The following is a 16,753-nucleotide window of genomic DNA, read 5'->3' on the forward strand; positions in this document are numbered from 1 at the left end:
AGATCATGGCGAAGCCGCCCGCGGACCGTGCCACCGGACGGCGGCGAGCGCGAACGGCTCCGATCGATTCGGGCGGATGGTCACCAGGGCTCGCGCCAGCCGCCGTAGTCGGCGACGAGCGCGTCGGCGGCGGCGGGCCCCCACGAGCCCGGCGCGTACGTATGCACCGGCGGCGGGTTGCTGATCAGCGGCTGCAGGATGCGCCAGGTCTCCTCGACACCGTCCTGCCGCTGGAACCGGGTGCTGATGCCGGCCATCGCGGCGTGCAGCAGCACCTCGTAGGGCGTCGGCCCTTCGCCGCCCTCCTGGGCGAACTGCATGTCCAGGGTGATCGGCTCGGGACCGGGCGCGTCGGAGCGATGGGCCTCCATCTTGAAGCGGATGCCGGTGAACGGGTCCAGCTTGATGACCAGTTCGTCAGGGGCGGGCTGGTGCAGACCGGGCAGGTGCAGGCCGAGCCGGGGTGGCCGTTTGAAGATCAGCCGGAACTCCGTCTGGGTGGAGGACAGGCACTTGCCGGCGCGGATGAAGAACGGCACCCCGGACCAGCGCCAGTTGTCGATGTCCAGGCGCAGCGCGACGAACGTCTCGGTGGCCGACTGCGGGGCGACTCCGGAGACGTCCAGGTAGCCGTCGTACTGGCCACGCACGCACTGGGCGGGGTCTGCTTCGCAGATGGCCTTCCAGAGCGCCACCTGGGCGTTCTTGACGATCTCCGGCTCACGTCCGGCCGGTGCCTCCATCGCGCCCGCCGCGACGACCTGCATGAGGTGGTTGACGACCACGTCGCGCACCGCACCGACCGGGTCGTAGAAGTGCCCGCGGTCGTCGACCCCGAAGTTCTCGGCCATCGTGATCTGGACCGACTCGACGTAGTTGCGGTTCCAAACCGGTTCCAGCATCGTGTTGGCGAACCGGAAGTAGACCAGTTCCTCGAGCCCCATCTTGCCGAGGAAGTGGTCGATCCGGAACAGCTGCTCTTCTCCGATGTGCTGGTGGATCTCCGCGGCGAGGGCGATCGCCGAGTCGAGGTCGTGCCCGAACGGCTTCTCCACGACGACCCGGCCGGACCGCACCAGATCCGCCTCGGCAAGCCCCTGGGTGACGCGTCCGAACAGGAACGGCGGGATCTCCAGGTAGAAGACCGGCGCGGCCGCAGAGCCGATCGCCCGGGCGACCCGCTGGTACGTGGCGCCGTCGCCGAAGTCGCCGCTGAGGTACGTCATGCGCTGGGCGAGGCGGTCGAACGTCTCCTCCTCGATCTTCTCGCCGGTGCCCTCGATGGCGGCGCGGGCATGCGCGAGCAGGTCTTCCTGGCTCCAGTCGTCGACGGCGACGCCGACGATCGGGCAGTCGAGGAGTCCCCGGAGTTCCAGCCGGTACAGCGACCGGAAGGTCATCACCTTCGCCAGATCGCCGGAGATCCCGAAGATGACCAGTACGTCCGCCGGCTGCGGCGCGGTGTCCCGCGGATTGCCCGTCATGGTGCGCCCTTCCCGATGCGTGGTGTATCGATCTTCGACGGATCCAGAAGTTCGGCGGAACGGTGCCCGGGCCGCAGGTAGAACTCATCCGCCCAGGCGATGAAGGCCCGCATTTCGGCGCCGGTGTTGGCGAGCAGTTGCGCGTGCACCCCGAGCCAGGCCGCGAACGCCAACCGGCCGTCGAGTTCGTGGCGGCGCTGGCCGATCTCGGCGACGGCGGCTTTGCGCCCGATCATCGCCATGATGCCCTTGTCCTTGTACTCGAAGGACTGCCTGCCGGTGCCCTCGATGTCGGCGATGATGTTGCCGCCCGCCCAGTCGCCCGACTGCTGGGCCACACTGCCCAGCTGCGGCAGCCCGTTGCCGTCGCCGGTCGGGATGTTGGCGACGTCGCCGAGCGCGTACACCGCGGGGAACCCGGGGACGGTCAGGTCGGGGCGTACGTCTATGCGGCCGCCCCGGCCCTGCGGCAGCCCTGACCCGAACGCCAGCGGCGCGGCCATCTGGCCGCCGCCCCAGATCACGAGGCCGGTCTTGATCGTCGTTCCGTCGCCGAGGGTGACGTGGTCCGCGGCCACCTCCTTCACCGAGACCGCGAGCCGCAGCTCGACACCGCGCCGGCGCAGGCTCTTGGCGGCGTAGGTGTGTGCCTCGTCGGAGAAGGCCGACAAGACGGTATGTCCGATGTCGACGAGGATCACCTTCGACCCGACGGTGGTGAGATGCGGGTGCACGTGCGGCATCACGTCGTGGACGAACTCCGCGAGGGCGCCGGCGGTCTCCACGCCGGTCGGGCCGGCGCCGACGACCACGAACGTGAGCGTGCCCTCGTCGGCGAGTTCCGGTTTGGCTGCCGTGTCCCGGAAAAGTTCGATCAGGCGGGAGCGGATCCGTTCGGCGTCGGCCAGGCTGTACAGCGGCACCGCGAACTCCTCGGCACCCGGGGTGCGGAAGAAGTTCGCCTGCGCGCCGGCGGCGACGACGAGGACGTCCGCCTCGACGGTGCCGCCGTCGGCCAGCGTCACCGATGGTCGGCTCGGGTCGATCGAGACGACCTCCGCGGTGCGGGTCTCGACGTTCGAGTTGCGGGCGAACATCCCGGCCAGGTCGAACCGGATGTCCTCGGGCGCGAGTTCGGCGGTCGCGATCTGGTACAGCAGCGGCTGGAACTGGTGGTATCCGGTGCTGTCGATGATCGTGACGTGCGCCCGCGGCTCGTCCGCCAGCCGCCGGGCGCAGGCGACGCCGGCGAATCCCGCGCCGACGATGACTACCCGGGTGATTCCACGATGGCCATCGTCCGCTGCGGGGGGCGTGGCAACCATCGGCGAGATTCCTTCCCGTCGGAACGCGCCGCTGGATCGGTGCGCCGGAGCGCGGGGCGGCAAACGCCATGGTTCCCCGCTCAGGTTGCGGCGGGCTTCATTCGACAAGGATGAGATTGGTGATCGTCTCGGATGTGGCGAATACGGTCAATAGCGCCGAAAGCGGCTGATACGGTGCCAAGGGGTCGCCAGGTTCACCCGCGGCGGGTGGTGACCCCTTGCGGGATCGAACGGACGGTGGACCTCAGCCGCGGCGCCCGATCCATTCCGGACGGACGCACCCGGCCGATCCGCCGTGGACTGGAGGTCGACGTGGAACCGGAACCGCTGCCCGTCGCCGGGCGCGATCGCGTACCGCCGCTGAATCCGCACGATGGGGCAGACCGGCCGTGAGCGGGATGCTCCTGCTGGCCGAGCCGGCACAACTGCTCCCCGCGCGCCAGCAGATGGCGTTCACGCTGATGTTCCACATCATCCTGGTGCCGCTGGGGGTGGCACTGCCGACGCTGATGCTCATCGCGCACTTCAAGGGGCTACGGCGCAACGACTCCGTCGCGCTCACCCTGGCCCGGCGCTGGTCGCACGCGGCCGGGCTGACCTTCGCGGTCGGAGCCGCCTCCGGCACGGTGCTGTCGTTCGAGATGGGCCTGTTGTGGCCCGGGCTGACCGGCCGGTTCGGCGAGGTCTTCGGGTTGCCGTTCGCGATCGAGGGGGTCGCGTTCTTCCTGGAGGCGATCCTCGTCGCCATCTACATCTACGGCTGGCGGAGGCTGCGGCCGTGGACCCACTTCTGGTTGGGCGTGCCGATCCCGTTCGTCGCGCTCGCCGGGGCGTTGTCGATCATCTCGGCCAACGCGTGGCTGAACATGCCGGCCGGGTTCACCGTCGCGTCGGACGGCCAGATCACGGACATCGACCCGGCCGCGGCGATCTTCAACAAGGCGCTGCCGTACGAGTACAGCCACTTCGTGCTGGCGGCGTACATGGCCGCCGGGTTCACCGTGGCCTCCGTGTACGTCGTCGGGTGGCTGCGCGGACGACGGGACCGATACCACCGACTGGGCATCCTCATCCCGTTCACGGTCGCGGCGGCGCTGACGCCGGTGCAGTTCGTCGTGGGCGACCTGGCCGCCGTCGCGATCTACCAGGACCAGCCGGCCAAGTTCGCCGCCATGGAGGTCGTCACCAACTCCGGTTCCCACCAGCCCGAGATCCTGTACGGGCGCTACGACTCCGCGACCAACACGGTGACCGGCGGCATCCGCATTCCGGGCCTCAACTCCTGGCTCTCGGGCGGCAGTACGAGCACCTACGTGCAGGGCCTCGACGCGTTCCCGGTCGACGACCGGCCGTCCAACGTGAACATCGTGCACTGGGCGTTCGACACCATGGTGGGGATCGCCTCGGTACTGATCCTGCTGGCCCTCTGGTACGCCATCGCCTACTGGCGGCGGCGCGGCGTACCGAAATCCAAGCTCTTCCTGTGGTGCGCCGCCGGCGCCGGCGCACTGACCTATGTCGCGGTGGAGGCGGGCTGGATCGTGACCGAGGTCGGCCGTCAGCCGTGGATCGTCTACAACGTGCTGCGCACCTCGGACGCGGTCACCGACGCCGACGGGGTGTGGGTCAGCTTCACGGTGGTCGTGGTGCTGTACCTCGCGCTCGCGGCGGGCACCGTCGCCGTGCTGCGGGCGATGTCGCGGCGGTGGCGGAGCAGCGACAGTACGGTCGACACGGACGCCGTCTACGGACCGCGACCACCCGTGGACGCCGCGGCCGCCGCCCCGGCAGCCAACGGTGAGGAGGTGTCCCGGTGAACGCGGCCGTCGCCGTGGCGGTCATCCTCGTGCTCGCCATCACCCTGTACTCCTGCACGGGCCTGGCCGACTACGGCGCCGGGCTGTGGGACCTGCTGGCCGGTGGGGCCGAGCGGGGACGCGGCCCGCGCGCGCTCATCGACGTGGCGATCACGCCGGTGTGGGAGGCGAACCACGTCTGGCTGATCTACGTGCTGGTGCTGGCGTGGACCGCGTTCGGCTCCACGTTCGCGTCGACCATGTCGACCCTGTTCATCCCGCTGGCGCTGGCCGCCGTCGGCATCGTGCTGCGCGCGGCGAGTTTCGCCATGCGCAAGGACGCCGCGCGGGCGCGGGCGCGGCACCTGGCGGGCTGGCTGTTCGGCATCGGATCGGTGCTGACGCCGTTGTGCCTGGGCGCCGTACTGGGCGCCGTCATGGCCGGCCGGGTGCCGGTGGGCAACGCCGCCGGCAACCAGGTGACCAGTTGGTGGAACGCCACGTCGATCAGTTTCGGGCTGCTGACCGTGGCGGTCGGTGCGTTCGGGTCGGCGGTGTACCTCACCGCGGAGACCCATCGGCGCGGCGTACCGGAGCTGCACGGCTACTTCCGTGTCCGGGCGATCGTCGCGGGTGGCGTGGCCTTCGTGCTCGGCGTGGTCGCGCTGGCCGCACTGCACGCCGACCAGGCGCAGATGTTCGACCGGATCGTCCATCGGAGCTGGGCACTGCTCCTGCTCAGCGCGGTCGCGCTCACCGCGGCGTTCCTGCTGGCCTCCCGCGGGGTGGTACGCGGCCTGCGGCTGGTCGGCGCCGCCGGCGTCGCGGCCCTGGTGTGGGCGTGGGCCGTGGCGCAGTACCCGTACCTGCTGCCGTTCTCCCTGACCATCAGCGACGGCGCGGCGGCCGCGGTGACGCTGCACTGGCTCCTGGTCTGGTTCGTGGTGGCGTTGCTGCTGGTGGGGCCCGCACTCACCCTGCTGTACCTCCTCGACCAGCGCACCGCGCTGGGTGAAGACCCGACGACCTCGCGACCCGAGCATGCCCCGTAGACACGCGACTCGGCGGGGCCGATTCGGCCCCGCCGAGTACGACAGACGTGTCTAACCGAGCCGCTCGGCGATGTGGTCGCCGACGCGCAGCGCGTTCGCGATCGCGGTCAACGACGGGTTCACCGCACCGATGCTCGGGAAGAAGCTGGTGTCGACCACGTACAGGTTGTCCAGGTCGTGGGCCTTGCAGTTGGTGTCCAGGGCGGAACTCTGCGGGTCGGTGCCGAACCGCACCGTGCCGGCCTGGTGCGCCGTCGCCCCGATCGGCATCCCCTTGTGCAGGTAGATGCTGTGGTCGAGCAGGCGGTGCGGGTGCATCCCCAGCTCGCTCAGCATGCCCTGGAGCTTGTGCCGCAGGCGTTCGACGCCCGCGACGTTGTTCTTCTCGTCGAGCGTCAGGCGGATCCGGCCGTCGGATTCGAGGGTGACCCGGTTGTCGGGCAGCGGAAGGTCCTCCCCGCACAACCAGAAGTCGACGGCGTGGTGCGCCAGCACCTCGAACGGCATCTCGGGCGAGAGCCGACCGGCCAGGCGCGGCGCGTTCGCCCTGATCTGCTCGGCGTCCGACTTGCCCAGCATCTGCATGCCACCCAGCGGGAAGTCCCAGTCGTCGGACCCGAGGTACCAGTCGTGCAGTGCCAGCGTCTTCTGGAACCGGGTCGGGTTGGGCTCCTTGGACACCGCCATGAGGGCCAGGTTGTTGTGCCGCATGTAGTGGCGCCCGACCACGTCGGAGCTGTTGGCCAGACCGCGCGGGTGCTGGTCGTTGGCCGAACGCAGCAGCAGCGCCGCCGAGTTCACGGCGCCGCACGAGACCACCACGATGTCCGCGCTCAGCCGTACCAGCGACCCGTCGCCGAGCCGGGTGACGACAGCGGTGACGGTGCGGCCGGCCGGGTCGGTGTCGAGCCGTTCGACGTACGCGTTCGTGAGCAGGCGGACGTTGTCGTGCTCCAGCGCGGGATCCACGCAGATGATCTGCGCGTCGGACTTCGCGCGAACCAGGCACGGGAAGCCGTCCACCCGGTCGCAGCGGATGCACACGCTGCCGTGGGTCGCCCGGCCCTGCCCGTCCTGGATCAGGTTCACCCCGATCGGCAGGTGGAACGGGCGCAGGCCCTGCTTCTCCAGGTCGTCACTGAGCTGCTGGATACGCGGCTCGTGCTGCACCGGGGGGAACGGGTACGCGCCACTGGCCGGCCCCGCGGTGGGGTCCTCCCCGTGCTCGCCGTGCACCAGGTAGAGCCGCTCCGCCTCCGTGTAGTACGGCTCGAAGTCGGCATAGCCGAGCGGCCACGCCGGTGAGATGCCGTCGTGGTGGCGCAGCTCGCCGAAGTCCTCCGGCCGCAGCCGGAACAGCGCCGCACCGTAGAACTTCGTGTTCCCGCCGACGTAGTAGTTGACCTCGGGCGGGAACTCGTCGCCGTTCTTGTCGAGCCAGAACTCCGGCGCCCGGTAGCTGCCCTTGACGAAGACGGCGGAGGAATCCCAGTTGTCCCGCTCCCGGGGCAGGTAGCCGCCGCGCTCCAGCAGCAGGACACTCCTGCCCTTGCCCGCCAGCTTGTGGGCGAGGGTGCCACCCCCCGCGCCGGTACCGATGATGATCACGTCGACGTTTTGGTCGTCCATCATGGGAACCCCTTGTCGGTGTCCGCTGGCCGTGCCGCCGCGTCCGGTCGCGCCGCGCTGTCCTCGGCGTGGTAGGCGGCCAGCAGTTGCTGCTCCTGCTCCCGCTTCGGGAACAGGAAGAACACGATCACGGCGCCGACCGCGATCGCGATGATCCCGGCCGTGTACGCCCAGTCGGCGCCGTCCAGGAACGACGACTTCGCCGCGGCGGTGATCTGGTCGGCGTACTGCGGGTACTGCTGAGCGGTGTCCGCGGCGCTGGAGAACGACTTCGTCAGCATGCTCCGGACGTTGTCGGTGATGTCCTGCTGATCGGGTGACGCCGCGATCGCCGCGGAGAAGGCAGAGGCGTAGCCCGCCGTGAGCAACGCTCCGAAGATCGACTGAAGAATGGCGCCGCCCAGGTCACGTTGGAGGTCGGCGGTGCCGGAGGCCATCCCGGCCCGCTGCACGGGTACCGACCCGGTCAGCGAATGCGATGCCGGTGTGCCCGCGAACCCCACGCCGATGCCGATGCACGCGTAGGCGACGGCGATCCGCCAGTACGGGCTGCCCTCCGTCCAGAGCACCAGCATCCAGGCGAACGCGAACAGGAGGAACACGTATCCGGTGAGCAGCGTGAACCGCGCCCCGTGCGTCTCGATGAGCTTCGCCGAGCGCGGCGCGACCAGAACCATGAACACCACGGCGGGCAGGAAGGCCGCGCCCGCTTCCAGGGTGGAGTAGCCCTGGACGTTCTGCAGGTACTGCTGGCTGACGAACGCCGAGCCCATCAGCGAACCGAACACGATGACCCCGGCACAGGCCGCGACCCAGAACACCCGCCGTCCGGCCACGTGCAGGTCGTACAGCGGGTTCCGGGCGTGCCGCTGCCGCAGGCAGAACGCGACGAGGGCGACGACGGCGATCGCCGTCAGGACGAGCGTCAGCGTGCCGGCGTTCGGTACCGGCGCGAAGTTGATGGCCAGGATGAGCGCCCCGACCAGCACCAGCGACAGGATGCCGCCGAGGTTGTCGACCGGCTCGGTGGTCTCGTTGACGTGGCCCGGCACGAAGAACCACGCCAGCAACAGGGCGAGGACGGCCAGCGGCAGGGTGACCAGGAAGACCGATCCCCACCAGAAGTTCTGCAGCATGGCACCCGCGACCAACGGCCCCAGGGCGGCGATCCCGCCGCCGATCGCCGACCACAATGCGATCGACTTCGTCCGGCCCGGGCCGGACCACAGCGCCGCGATGAGCGCCAGCGTCGTCGGGTACGCCATGCCGGCCGAGAGCCCGCCGAGCACCCGGGCGGCGAACAGGACGCTGTCGGAGGGTGCGTAGGCGGCCAGCAGGCACGCGGGCACCGACAGCACCATGCCGAGCAGCAGCATCAGCTTGCGCCCGTAGCGGTCTCCCAGCGCACCGAGGTAGAGCACGGAGGCGGCCAGACCGAGCGAGTAGCCCACCGCGATCAGGTCGAGCGTGGTCTGCGAGGAGTCGAACGCCCGGCCGATCGAGGGCAGGGCGACGTTGGCGACGGACAGGTTCAGGTTGGCGACCGCGGCGACCGCGATCAGCGAGAAGAGGACCAGGCCGGCTCGTGCGGGCTCCGTCGGGGGCACGGTCGCGGTGATGCCCGGGGCAGGTGTGGCGTCTGCCATCGCGTTCGACTCCTACCCGAGGTGACTACGGCCCGGTATTGCCGATCCACACTCGCGCACCGGTCCGGCGCCGCGCCTCCCTCGGCGCGGATGAGAATCGGCAGGGTTGACCGTTCATCCGCTCTGGGACAGGGACACCACGAGGACGATCGCCGCGATCACCACCAGCGCTGCCACCACCGCGGCAACGATCTTGGGAACGCTGTACGGCCGCTCCCCCGCCACCTCACCCGTGCACCCGTTCACCAGGATGTTGAACGTCCTCCCGGCGTGCAGGTAGCAGGCCAGCCAGACCGGCAGCAGCATCAACTTGAACGTGACGTCGGCGTAGTCGGTGTGCACAGAGCCGACCCGCTGCTCGTCGCCGCCGATGTCGTCGCGGCAGTCCCCCTCGATCACCTCGGCCATCCGGGACTGGGCGGACGCCAGCCCGGCCTCGGGCTCCACGTCGTAGCGCAGCGTCTCGTGGCCCGCCAGGAACTCGGGCCGGTACGGCTGGGCCTGCGGCAGCGGCCACGGCTCCAGCGCGTCCAGGTATTTCGGCGCCACCCGGTGAGTGCCCACGACCAGCACGTCGTCGAAGTCGCGGGCCACCGTGCCGGACGCCGGATACCACCTGGTCCGCTGCACCTGGCGGGTCTTCGTCTCACCGTTCTCGGTGTACGTCTCGGTGTCCCAGTAGTGTTCGCCGCGCTGGCCCGTGTACTGCGACATGGTCCGCGCGTCGTACGTCCAGTGCGGCAGGTACGTGCTGTGCGAGGACTCGGCCTCTGTCACCTTCTTCAGCGAGTTCGGCGCGAACCAGCGCGACGACGCCCACCGGCGCAACGCCTGCCGTAGCGCGGGCCGGTCCAGGGTGAAGGGCAGCACCGCCTCGGGCGCCACCATCTCCGCACCGGCGGTGTCCGCGACCAGCGGCGCACCGCAGAACTGGCAGCGGTCGGAGATCTTGTCGCTCTGGGTAACAGCGCCGCAGCCACGGCAGGTGAACGTGTTCGCGGCCAGTGTTGCCACCGGCTTGCGGGGCAGACCGGCGAATTCGGCGTACGAGTGCTCGCGCACCCGCGCGCCGGTCGGCACCAGCGGCGTCTCGGCCCCGCAGTACGGGCACTTGAGCACCGTGGTGCCGGGCGCGAACTCGACGTTGGCTCCACAGCTGGAGCAGGGATATTGGTTCACTGGGGCGGCAACGGCGGCGGGACGGCGGCGAACACGCTGCTCAGCTCCGGCACCTGACCGGCGGCCAGCCACCCGGCCATGCCGTTGCGCCAGACCAGGGTGTCGCGGGTCAGGGTGCCCGCCCTGGCCTGCGCGGCCAGCCCGGAAACGTCGAACGGGCCCTGCTGCTGGCCGCCCGCCCCGACGAACCACTCGGCCGTGGGCAGCGGCGGCGGCCCGGCCGGGGTCGACGGCGTGGCCGGGGTGGTCATCGACTGCACGGCGCGCTGACCGGCTGCCATGCCCAGGCCGAGACCGATCGCGGACCCGGCGTCGCCGGTGTTGTTCGCCGCGTCCTCGATCGCGTTCGCGGTCTGGAACTTCGTGTACGCGTCGAGGTCGCCGACCACCCCGATCGAGGTGCGCTTGTCCAGCGCGGCCTCCACCTCGGGCGGGACCGAGATGTTCTCGATGATGAACTTCGCGATCGCGATGCCGTTGGGCGCCAGCTCGTCGCTGAGCACCGTGGCGAGGGTGTTGCCGATGGTCAGCTGCTGGGCCGCGAGGTCGAGCAGCGGCACGTTGGCCCGGGCCAGGGCGCTGCCGAGATGCCCGACGACCAGCTGGCGCAGATACTCCTGCACCTCCTCGGTGCGGAACTGCGCGTCGGTGCCGACCAGCTCGCGCAGCAGCCGGGCCGGGTCGACGACGCGCATCGCGAAGGCGCCGAAGGCGCGCAGCCGCACCGCCCCGAACTCGGGGTCGCGGACCATGACCGGATTCTGGGTGCCCCACTTGAGGTCGGTGAACTGCCGGGTGTTGACGAAGTACACCTCGGCCTTCCACGGCGACTCGAAGCCGTACTTCCAGCCCTTGAGGGTCGACAGGATCGGCAGGTTCTGCGTGGTCAAGGTGTGCGTGCCGGGCGGGAAGACGTCGGCGATCTCGCCCTCGTTGACGAAGACGGCCGTCTGCGACTCCCGCACGACGAGCTTGGCGCCCATCTTGATCTCGTTCTCGTAGCGGGGGAACCGCCACACGATGGTGTCCCGGCTGTCGTCGGTCCACTCGATGATGTCGACCAGCTCGCCCTTGAGCTTGTCCCACAATCCCACGGCGAACCCCCTTCCGCGTACGCCGGGGCCTCGTGATCGGGGCCGCACAGGACGGTACCCACACCGTACGACGAAAGCGCGAGGATCAGACCCGGGCGTCGCCGAGGGGGTTGGTGCCCGCGGCGGCCAGCAGGTACCACGCGGTCGCCGCGACGTGGGCGTACGGGTAGTAGCCGGAGTCGACGAAGCCGACGTGCAGCGGGCTGGTGGCGGCGAGCAGCGCACCCCCGGCCGGCAACGGCCGACCGCCGACGGTCTGGTCGGCGCCCAGTTGGGCCTGGGCGGCGACCAGGGTACGCAGTCCGTCGGCGCCCGGCGCCGGCCCGAGCGGGGACAGGCGCAGGGCGAGCGCGTACTGGGCGGTGCCCTCCAGCCACACCGCGTCCGGGTCGGGACGGGGCAGGCCGGGCTCGATCTCGACGGCGGGGTCGGCCGTCCGCGAGGCGGCGGACACCGTCACCCCGGTGAAACTCCGGCCCGGCCGGAGGACGCTGTTGGGCGCACGTGCGGTGTCGGTGACGGTCAGCCGGCGCGACACGGTGTCCAGGCTGCCGACGTGGTCGAGGTCCGCCAGCGCCAGCCACGCATGGGTCTGTGCCTCCAGCTGCATCGGCTCCCGCTCGACGGAGACGCCGTCCGGCGTACCGGAGGCGAACGCCTGCCGGACCGGGTTCCACATGGCGGTGACGAACCGCAGCGCCCCGCCGCGCAGGGCCAGCCACGCCCGGTCCCCGGTCAGCTCGGCCAGCTGGCCGAACAGGGCGACCAGGTCGGCGTTCTGCGTGGTGCTGACCCGGGCGAGGGCGCCGCCGTCCCGGCCGGTGCCGACGGTGAACCCGCCCAGCGGGCCGGCCGACCGGCAGGTCTGCGCGATCCACTCGCCGAGGCGGACCGCGCCGCCGAAGAACCTGTCGTCACCGGTACGCCGGTGCAGCGCGCACAGGGCCAGCGCCGCCCAGGCGCACTCTCCGGTGCCGGAGCCGGTGAACCCGAACGCGCCGCCCACGTTGACCGTGCCGTCCGGCAGCACGAATCCGTACGGCTGGGCCACGCCGTCGCGGGTGTACGGCCCCACGGTGTACGCCTGCCGCAACCGGCCGTCGGCGTACCGGGGGTCGTGCTGCTGGGCGTAGACCAGCGACTGCCCGAGCAGCCGTGCCCGGTCCTCGGACTCGGCGCGGTCGTCGTCCAGGTAGGCCAGGATCGCCAGGGCGGCGTCGTAAGTGAATCCGGTCGCGTACAGCCCGATCTGGTCGGCGTACGACTGGGGTAGCCGCAGCTCGCTGGAGTCGGCGTGGGCGGCCAGCATCGCGTCCAGGAAACGGATCGCGCGGCGCCGGGCCGCCGGCGGCACCACGGGTGGCCCGGCCAGCGCGACCCCGACGTCGGCCAGGGTGGCCCCGGCCAGGGCCACCCCGCCGATCGCGGTGAACAGTGCCCGCCGGCTCACGGCCGGACCCGTGCCGCGCACGTACGCCCCCCGTCGTCGCGTTCGCCGTCCCCCTCGGACGGCGGCTCCTCCATCCCTACCGGAACGACGGACGCGACGAGTCGGAATCAGCGAATTCGCGCCGTACCCGCGGTCAGCGCGACACCGGGGCGAGCACCCCGTCGATCTGGCCCATCGCCAGCCGCATGCCTTCCTCCATGCCCATGGCCAGCACCGTCTCCATCTGCTGCGGGTTGGCGAAGGTGGTAACTGTCGTCATGCGGGTGCCCGCGCCGGCAGCGTCGAGGGTCACGACCATGTGGGCGGCGTCCGCCGGGTCCAGGGGTTCGCCGTCGTCACCGGAGAAGCCGTAGTCGAACTCCAGCCGGTGCGGCGCCTCGACGGCGGTGATCGTCCACCAGCCGCGCGCCTTGTCTCCCTCGGGGCCGGTCATGTAGTAGCGCGACTGTCCACCGACCACCACCTCGTGCCGGTCGAAGGTGGCCGGATAGGTCGGCGGACCCCACCACCGTTCCAGCTGGCGCGGGTCCTGCCAGACCTGCCACACCCGGTCGACGCCCGCGTCGAACTCGGCGACGAACGTGAGCCTGCGGGCTTCGACATCCTTGTACGTGTTGAGCACGGTCACGGGTTACTTCCCTTCTCGATCTTCGGCCAGGATCTGTGCGATGCCGTGCGCGCGGTGCCGCCACAGCTGCTCGAACGCGTCGAGCAGCCGGGTGGCCCGGCGCAGAACGGCCATGTCGACGTGCACGACCTGCTCCCTGCCCCGCCTCTGCTTGACCACGAGGGCGGCCCGTTCCAGCACCACCACGTGCTTCTGCACGGCCGCGAGGCTGATCGGGTAGTGCCGGGCGAGCGCGGACACGGACTGCTCGGCGCGGATCGCCCGCGCGAGGATGTCGCGCCGGGTCGGATCGGCCAGGGCGTGGAAGATCCGATCCGCGTCTCCCTCATCTGCAACCATTTGGTTGTAGGTTAGCCCTACCGGCCGCCCGGCACAAGCACCTCGGCGGGATCCGCACACACGACCGCGGGCCGGAGCTGTGCCAGCTCCGGCCCGCGGGGTTCGGGTCGCCTACGGGGCCGGGTAGTCCGCGACGTAGACGGGCTTGCCGATCCTGGTGGTGTCGGCCGGGCCGCCGACACCGTTGACCACGTTGTCGATCGTTCCGGCGCTGAGGTTGACCGTCATGATGTGGTGCAGCTTCACACCCGCAGTGGCGGGCACCTCGAAGCCGTTGGCGGTGTGGATCGACGGGTTGTTCTGGTTGAAGACGTACACCCCGGCGCCGTAGAGGTGGTGGGTCTTCACCCGCTTGCCGACCTTGTAGCCCGCGTACCCCTGGACGCTGCCGTTCATCCAGTCCGCCTGCGTGGGCGGGTCGTACGGCAACTCGTTCTGGTACAGCACGGTGGTGCCGTTCTCACCGTTCCAGACCGTGTTGTACTGCTGGAAGTGCTCGACGAACAGACCGGTCGCGGTCACGCCGTCCCCGTTGACCACCAGACCGGTACGGCCGGTGTTGGTGTTCCAGCGCTGGGTGTCTGTGAAACCCTCGACCCCGTGGTCGGCCCGCCACACCCAGATGTGGTCGATGAGCACGTTGTCGCTGTTGACCTCCAGCGCGGTGTCGACCTTGCCGACGTGCGGCCCGCCGACCCGGAAGTACACGTCGGACAGCGTCGCCGGATCGGCCACCGTGCTCCAGCCGTGGCCGCCGCGGCGCCCGACCCGCATGAGCACCGGCGACTCCTCGGTGCCCGCGTCGATGGTGACCCCCGCGACGATCGCACCGGGTACGTCCGCGACCGTCAGCGGGACCGCGCCGCCGACGGCGGTGAGGGTGGCGTGCCCGAGCCCCAGTACGACCGTGTCGGGCCGCCGGACCTCGATGCTGCGGGCGATGTCGTAGATGCCCGGGGTCAGCAGCAGGTGCTTGCCGCGGGCCAGCTCGCTGTTGATCCGCTGCACGGAGTCGCCGGGCCGGGCCACGAAGAAGTCACTGAGCGGCAGCGTGTACCCGGCGGTCGGCCCACCGGCCCACGAGACGCCCTGCGAGTTGCGCCGCGCCGACGGCACGCGGACCTGATAGCGACCCTGGGCGTCGACGAACAGGTACGGCTTCTCCCGGCTGACCGGGGTGGTGGCGAGCGTCGTGTACGGCGGGTCCGGGAACCCCGCCTCCGCGGGCGCGCCGACGACACCGGAGAAGACCTGGTTCCACACGCCGTTCGACCAGCCGGCCACCTCGCTGTTGCGGGTGATCCACTGCTGCTGGGAACCGCTGACCACGAACGGCAGCCGGGAGTCGGCGATGAAGCCGCCGCTGGCGTACTGGGGGCCGGCGGTGCAGTAGTCCATCAGCGACAGGTTCGCGCCGGTGATGTTGAGCCGGCGCATGGACACCGCCTGGGAGACGGCCCAGAAGTTCGCCGAGCCGCGGCAGCCGTCCTGACCTGCCGCGTTCACGTTGACCGTCAGGTTTGACAGCGTGCGCCAGAAGTTGTTCAGGGCGAGGCAGTTGCTGGTGCCGCCGTTCTCCAGGCACCGGTTGTAGACCTCGACCTTGCCGTTGATCACCACGTCGGTGGGTGCCGCGCCGAGTCCGGCGATCTCCGTGTAGTAGCCGACCTTCACCTGCAGCGGGTGCTCGGCGGTGCCGTACGTGCCGGGCTTGAAGAGGAACGCGTAGCGGGCCGTACCCATCTCGCTGTCGACCTGCTGGGTGCTGGCCGCGTCGAGGGCGGCCTGGATGTCGGCGACCGGCATGGCGGGGTCGAAGACGGTGACGTTCGGGCCGAGGCCGGGTGCCGCGGCCGGGGTTGGCGCAGCGGCGACGGCCGCGGCGGGCCCGGTCATCGCGGCGGTGACGGCGAACGCGAGGCTCAGGGCCAGCGAGCGGCCGAGGCGACGGCCGCCGGGCCGCCGGGGATGTACGCGCCCATGGCGGTGGGTCGTCATGCGATGCAATCCTCTCGGTAACAAGCCCGTAATGACTTGCACCACAAGAAAGCAGCCGGACGACCGGGCCCGTCAAGAGACGGGCATGGATAGCAGACGGTCGGTCAATCGATAGAAGCCACTGGTGCAACCGGTTCCGGGAAAACGCTCTCCGGATCGCGGAACCGGTTCCGGAACCAGCCGTCGCCGGGTTCGACGCCGACGGTCCGCGGCGAGTGCGCGACCCTCGCGGGCCGCGCACTCCGGCCGCGACTCAGCCGGCGAAGGGCGAACCCGTCTCCAGCAGCGTCTTGAGGTCGCTGAGGATCCAGGCCCAGCCACCGCCCGCGGCGCCGTCCTCCGTGCTGGCGACCATCGTGGCCGTCGCCGGGGCGCCGGGCAGCTCATGGGTCAGCGTGAGCCGGCAGACGCCGGGCTGCGTCTTGGTCTCCTCGATCTCGTACGTGAGCCGGGTGAAGGGCTCGCCCGCGGTGGTCGGGTCCATGAGCATCCGCCAGGTCTGGACGAGCCGCCGGGGCGGGTCACACTCGATCACCTCGCCGTCGATGATCGTGTCGGGCAGGTCGAAGCCCTGGGCCTCGGCGTACGCCTTCATGTCCTTGCTGGCGGCCGCGTGGAAGGAGCCGCCCGGCTTGAGCTCGAAGAAGCTCTGCGCCTGGTAGGCGTACCGCCCGTTCCACTCGGGGTCGGTGATGGCGGCCCAGATCCGCTCGGGGGTTGCCTTGATCCAGACCCGGTAGACCTGGGTGGTGGCGGCGGTTTCGGTGGTCATGGTTCTTCCTCCAGCGCTTTCTTGAGATCGACGAGCGCCGTGACCTGACGCTCGGTGTACTTGTCGATCCACCGGTCGTGGATCAGCCGGATGGGCACGGGGTTGAGGTAGTGCAGCTTCTCCCGGCCGGAACGGCGCACGACGACGAGACCGGCCTCCTCCAGCACCTTGAGGTGCTTGGCGACGCCGAAACGGGTCATCTCCAGCTCGGACTCCAGCTCGGTGAGCGTGCGGCCCTCGCGGGCGAACAGCAGGTCGAGCAGGAAACGACGGGTGGCGTCGGCCAGCGCCTTGAACACCCGATCGTCGTCCGTCATGACGCAAAGTTATGTGACCAAAAGGTCACATGTCAAGGCCGGAA

Annotated in this window: 14 protein-coding genes; 2 read left to right on the forward strand and 12 right to left on the reverse strand. The window is 70.4% G+C overall.

The window, feature by feature from the left end; all coding sequences use genetic code 11:
* Window positions 1-80 precede the first annotated feature (80 nt).
* Entirely contained in the window at window positions 81-1,484 is a 1,404-nt protein-coding gene (gene zwf, locus ACMCNN_RS23270; protein ID WP_412742631.1) for a glucose-6-phosphate dehydrogenase, read from the reverse strand.
* The gene (locus tag ACMCNN_RS23275) at window positions 1,481-2,809 is read right to left on the reverse strand and encodes an NAD(P)/FAD-dependent oxidoreductase (protein ID WP_412742632.1); all 1,329 of its coding nucleotides are present in this window, start codon (window positions 2,807-2,809) and stop codon (window positions 1,481-1,483) included. Before ACMCNN_RS23275 ends, zwf begins: the two co-directional genes overlap by 4 nt.
* A gap of 398 nt (window positions 2,810-3,207) precedes the next feature.
* On the opposite strand from ACMCNN_RS23275, the gene ACMCNN_RS23280 reads away from it, so the two are divergent.
* Together ACMCNN_RS23280 and ACMCNN_RS23285 are read left to right on the forward strand one after the other, a co-directional pair.
* Window positions 3,208-4,626 (forward strand): cytochrome ubiquinol oxidase subunit I, encoded by a 1,419-nt coding sequence (locus ACMCNN_RS23280; RefSeq protein WP_412747249.1) that lies wholly within the window; start codon window positions 3,208-3,210, stop codon window positions 4,624-4,626.
* Window positions 4,623-5,657: a cytochrome d ubiquinol oxidase subunit II gene (locus ACMCNN_RS23285; protein WP_412742633.1), complete on the forward strand. Its 1,035-nt coding sequence runs from the start codon at window positions 4,623-4,625 to the stop codon at window positions 5,655-5,657. Before ACMCNN_RS23280 ends, ACMCNN_RS23285 begins: the two co-directional genes overlap by 4 nt.
* Before the next feature lie 51 nt (window positions 5,658-5,708).
* On the opposite strand, the gene ACMCNN_RS23290 is transcribed toward ACMCNN_RS23285, so the two are convergent.
* From ACMCNN_RS23290 to ACMCNN_RS23335, 10 genes are all read right to left on the reverse strand, one after another.
* Window positions 5,709-7,289, reverse strand: coding sequence for a GMC oxidoreductase (locus tag ACMCNN_RS23290; protein ID WP_412742634.1), 1,581 nt, complete (start codon window positions 7,287-7,289; stop codon window positions 5,709-5,711).
* Complete coding sequence (locus ACMCNN_RS23295; RefSeq protein ID WP_412742635.1) at window positions 7,286-8,932, reverse strand: MFS transporter; 1,647 nt, start codon at window positions 8,930-8,932, stop codon at window positions 7,286-7,288. Before ACMCNN_RS23295 ends, ACMCNN_RS23290 begins: the two co-directional genes overlap by 4 nt.
* 114 nt (window positions 8,933-9,046) lie before the next feature.
* Window positions 9,047-10,111 (reverse strand): hypothetical protein, encoded by a 1,065-nt coding sequence (locus ACMCNN_RS23300; RefSeq protein ID WP_412742636.1) that lies wholly within the window; start codon window positions 10,109-10,111, stop codon window positions 9,047-9,049.
* On the reverse strand, window positions 10,108-11,205 hold the full coding sequence (locus ACMCNN_RS23305; protein WP_412742637.1) for an SPFH domain-containing protein: 1,098 nt from the start codon (window positions 11,203-11,205) through the stop codon (window positions 10,108-10,110). Before ACMCNN_RS23305 ends, ACMCNN_RS23300 begins: the two co-directional genes overlap by 4 nt.
* Window positions 11,206-11,290: 85 nt before the next feature.
* A complete protein-coding gene (locus ACMCNN_RS23310; protein WP_412742638.1) occupies window positions 11,291-12,655 on the reverse strand; it encodes a hypothetical protein in 1,365 nt (454 codons plus the stop codon).
* A gap of 133 nt (window positions 12,656-12,788) precedes the next feature.
* The gene (locus ACMCNN_RS23315; protein WP_412742639.1) at window positions 12,789-13,283 is read right to left on the reverse strand and encodes an SRPBCC family protein; all 495 of its coding nucleotides are present in this window, start codon (window positions 13,281-13,283) and stop codon (window positions 12,789-12,791) included.
* Window positions 13,284-13,286: 3 nt separating this feature from the next.
* Window positions 13,287-13,622: an ArsR/SmtB family transcription factor gene (locus ACMCNN_RS23320; protein WP_412742640.1), complete on the reverse strand. Its 336-nt coding sequence runs from the start codon at window positions 13,620-13,622 to the stop codon at window positions 13,287-13,289.
* A gap of 111 nt (window positions 13,623-13,733) precedes the next feature.
* A complete protein-coding gene (locus ACMCNN_RS23325) occupies window positions 13,734-15,620 on the reverse strand; it encodes an adenylyl cyclase (protein WP_412742641.1) in 1,887 nt (628 codons plus the stop codon).
* Between the two features lie 253 nt (window positions 15,621-15,873).
* Window positions 15,874-16,392, reverse strand: coding sequence for an SRPBCC domain-containing protein (locus tag ACMCNN_RS23330; RefSeq protein WP_412742642.1), 519 nt, complete (start codon window positions 16,390-16,392; stop codon window positions 15,874-15,876).
* Window positions 16,389-16,709, reverse strand: a complete 321-nt coding sequence (locus ACMCNN_RS23335; RefSeq protein WP_412742643.1) for an ArsR/SmtB family transcription factor — start codon at window positions 16,707-16,709, stop codon at window positions 16,389-16,391. The genes ACMCNN_RS23330 and ACMCNN_RS23335 overlap by 4 nt, the downstream gene beginning before the upstream one ends.
* Between the last annotated feature and the right edge of the window lie 44 nt (window positions 16,710-16,753).

The organism is Krasilnikovia sp. MM14-A1004 (assembly GCF_047159485.1).
Taxonomy (GTDB): Bacteria; Actinomycetota; Actinomycetes; order Mycobacteriales; family Micromonosporaceae; genus Actinoplanes.

Coding starts and splice junctions, on each gene's coding strand:
- ACMCNN_RS23290 (WP_412742634.1), bottom strand. CDS start 7,289: ATGATGGACGACCAAAACGTCGACGTGATCATCATCGGTACCGGCGCG.
- ACMCNN_RS23280 (WP_412747249.1), top strand. CDS start 3,208: ATGCTCCTGCTGGCCGAGCCGGCACAACTGCTCCCCGCGCGCCAGCAG.
- ACMCNN_RS23325 (WP_412742641.1), bottom strand. CDS start 15,620: ATGACGACCCACCGCCATGGGCGCGTACATCCCCGGCGGCCCGGCGGC.
- ACMCNN_RS23275 (WP_412742632.1), bottom strand. CDS start 2,809: ATGGTTGCCACGCCCCCCGCAGCGGACGATGGCCATCGTGGAATCACC.
- ACMCNN_RS23330 (WP_412742642.1), bottom strand. CDS start 16,392: ATGACCACCGAAACCGCCGCCACCACCCAGGTCTACCGGGTCTGGATC.
- ACMCNN_RS23320 (WP_412742640.1), bottom strand. CDS start 13,622: ATGGTTGCAGATGAGGGAGACGCGGATCGGATCTTCCACGCCCTGGCC.
- zwf (WP_412742631.1), bottom strand. CDS start 1,484: ATGACGGGCAATCCGCGGGACACCGCGCCGCAGCCGGCGGACGTACTG.
- ACMCNN_RS23335 (WP_412742643.1), bottom strand. CDS start 16,709: ATGACGGACGACGATCGGGTGTTCAAGGCGCTGGCCGACGCCACCCGT.
- ACMCNN_RS23295 (WP_412742635.1), bottom strand. CDS start 8,932: ATGGCAGACGCCACACCTGCCCCGGGCATCACCGCGACCGTGCCCCCG.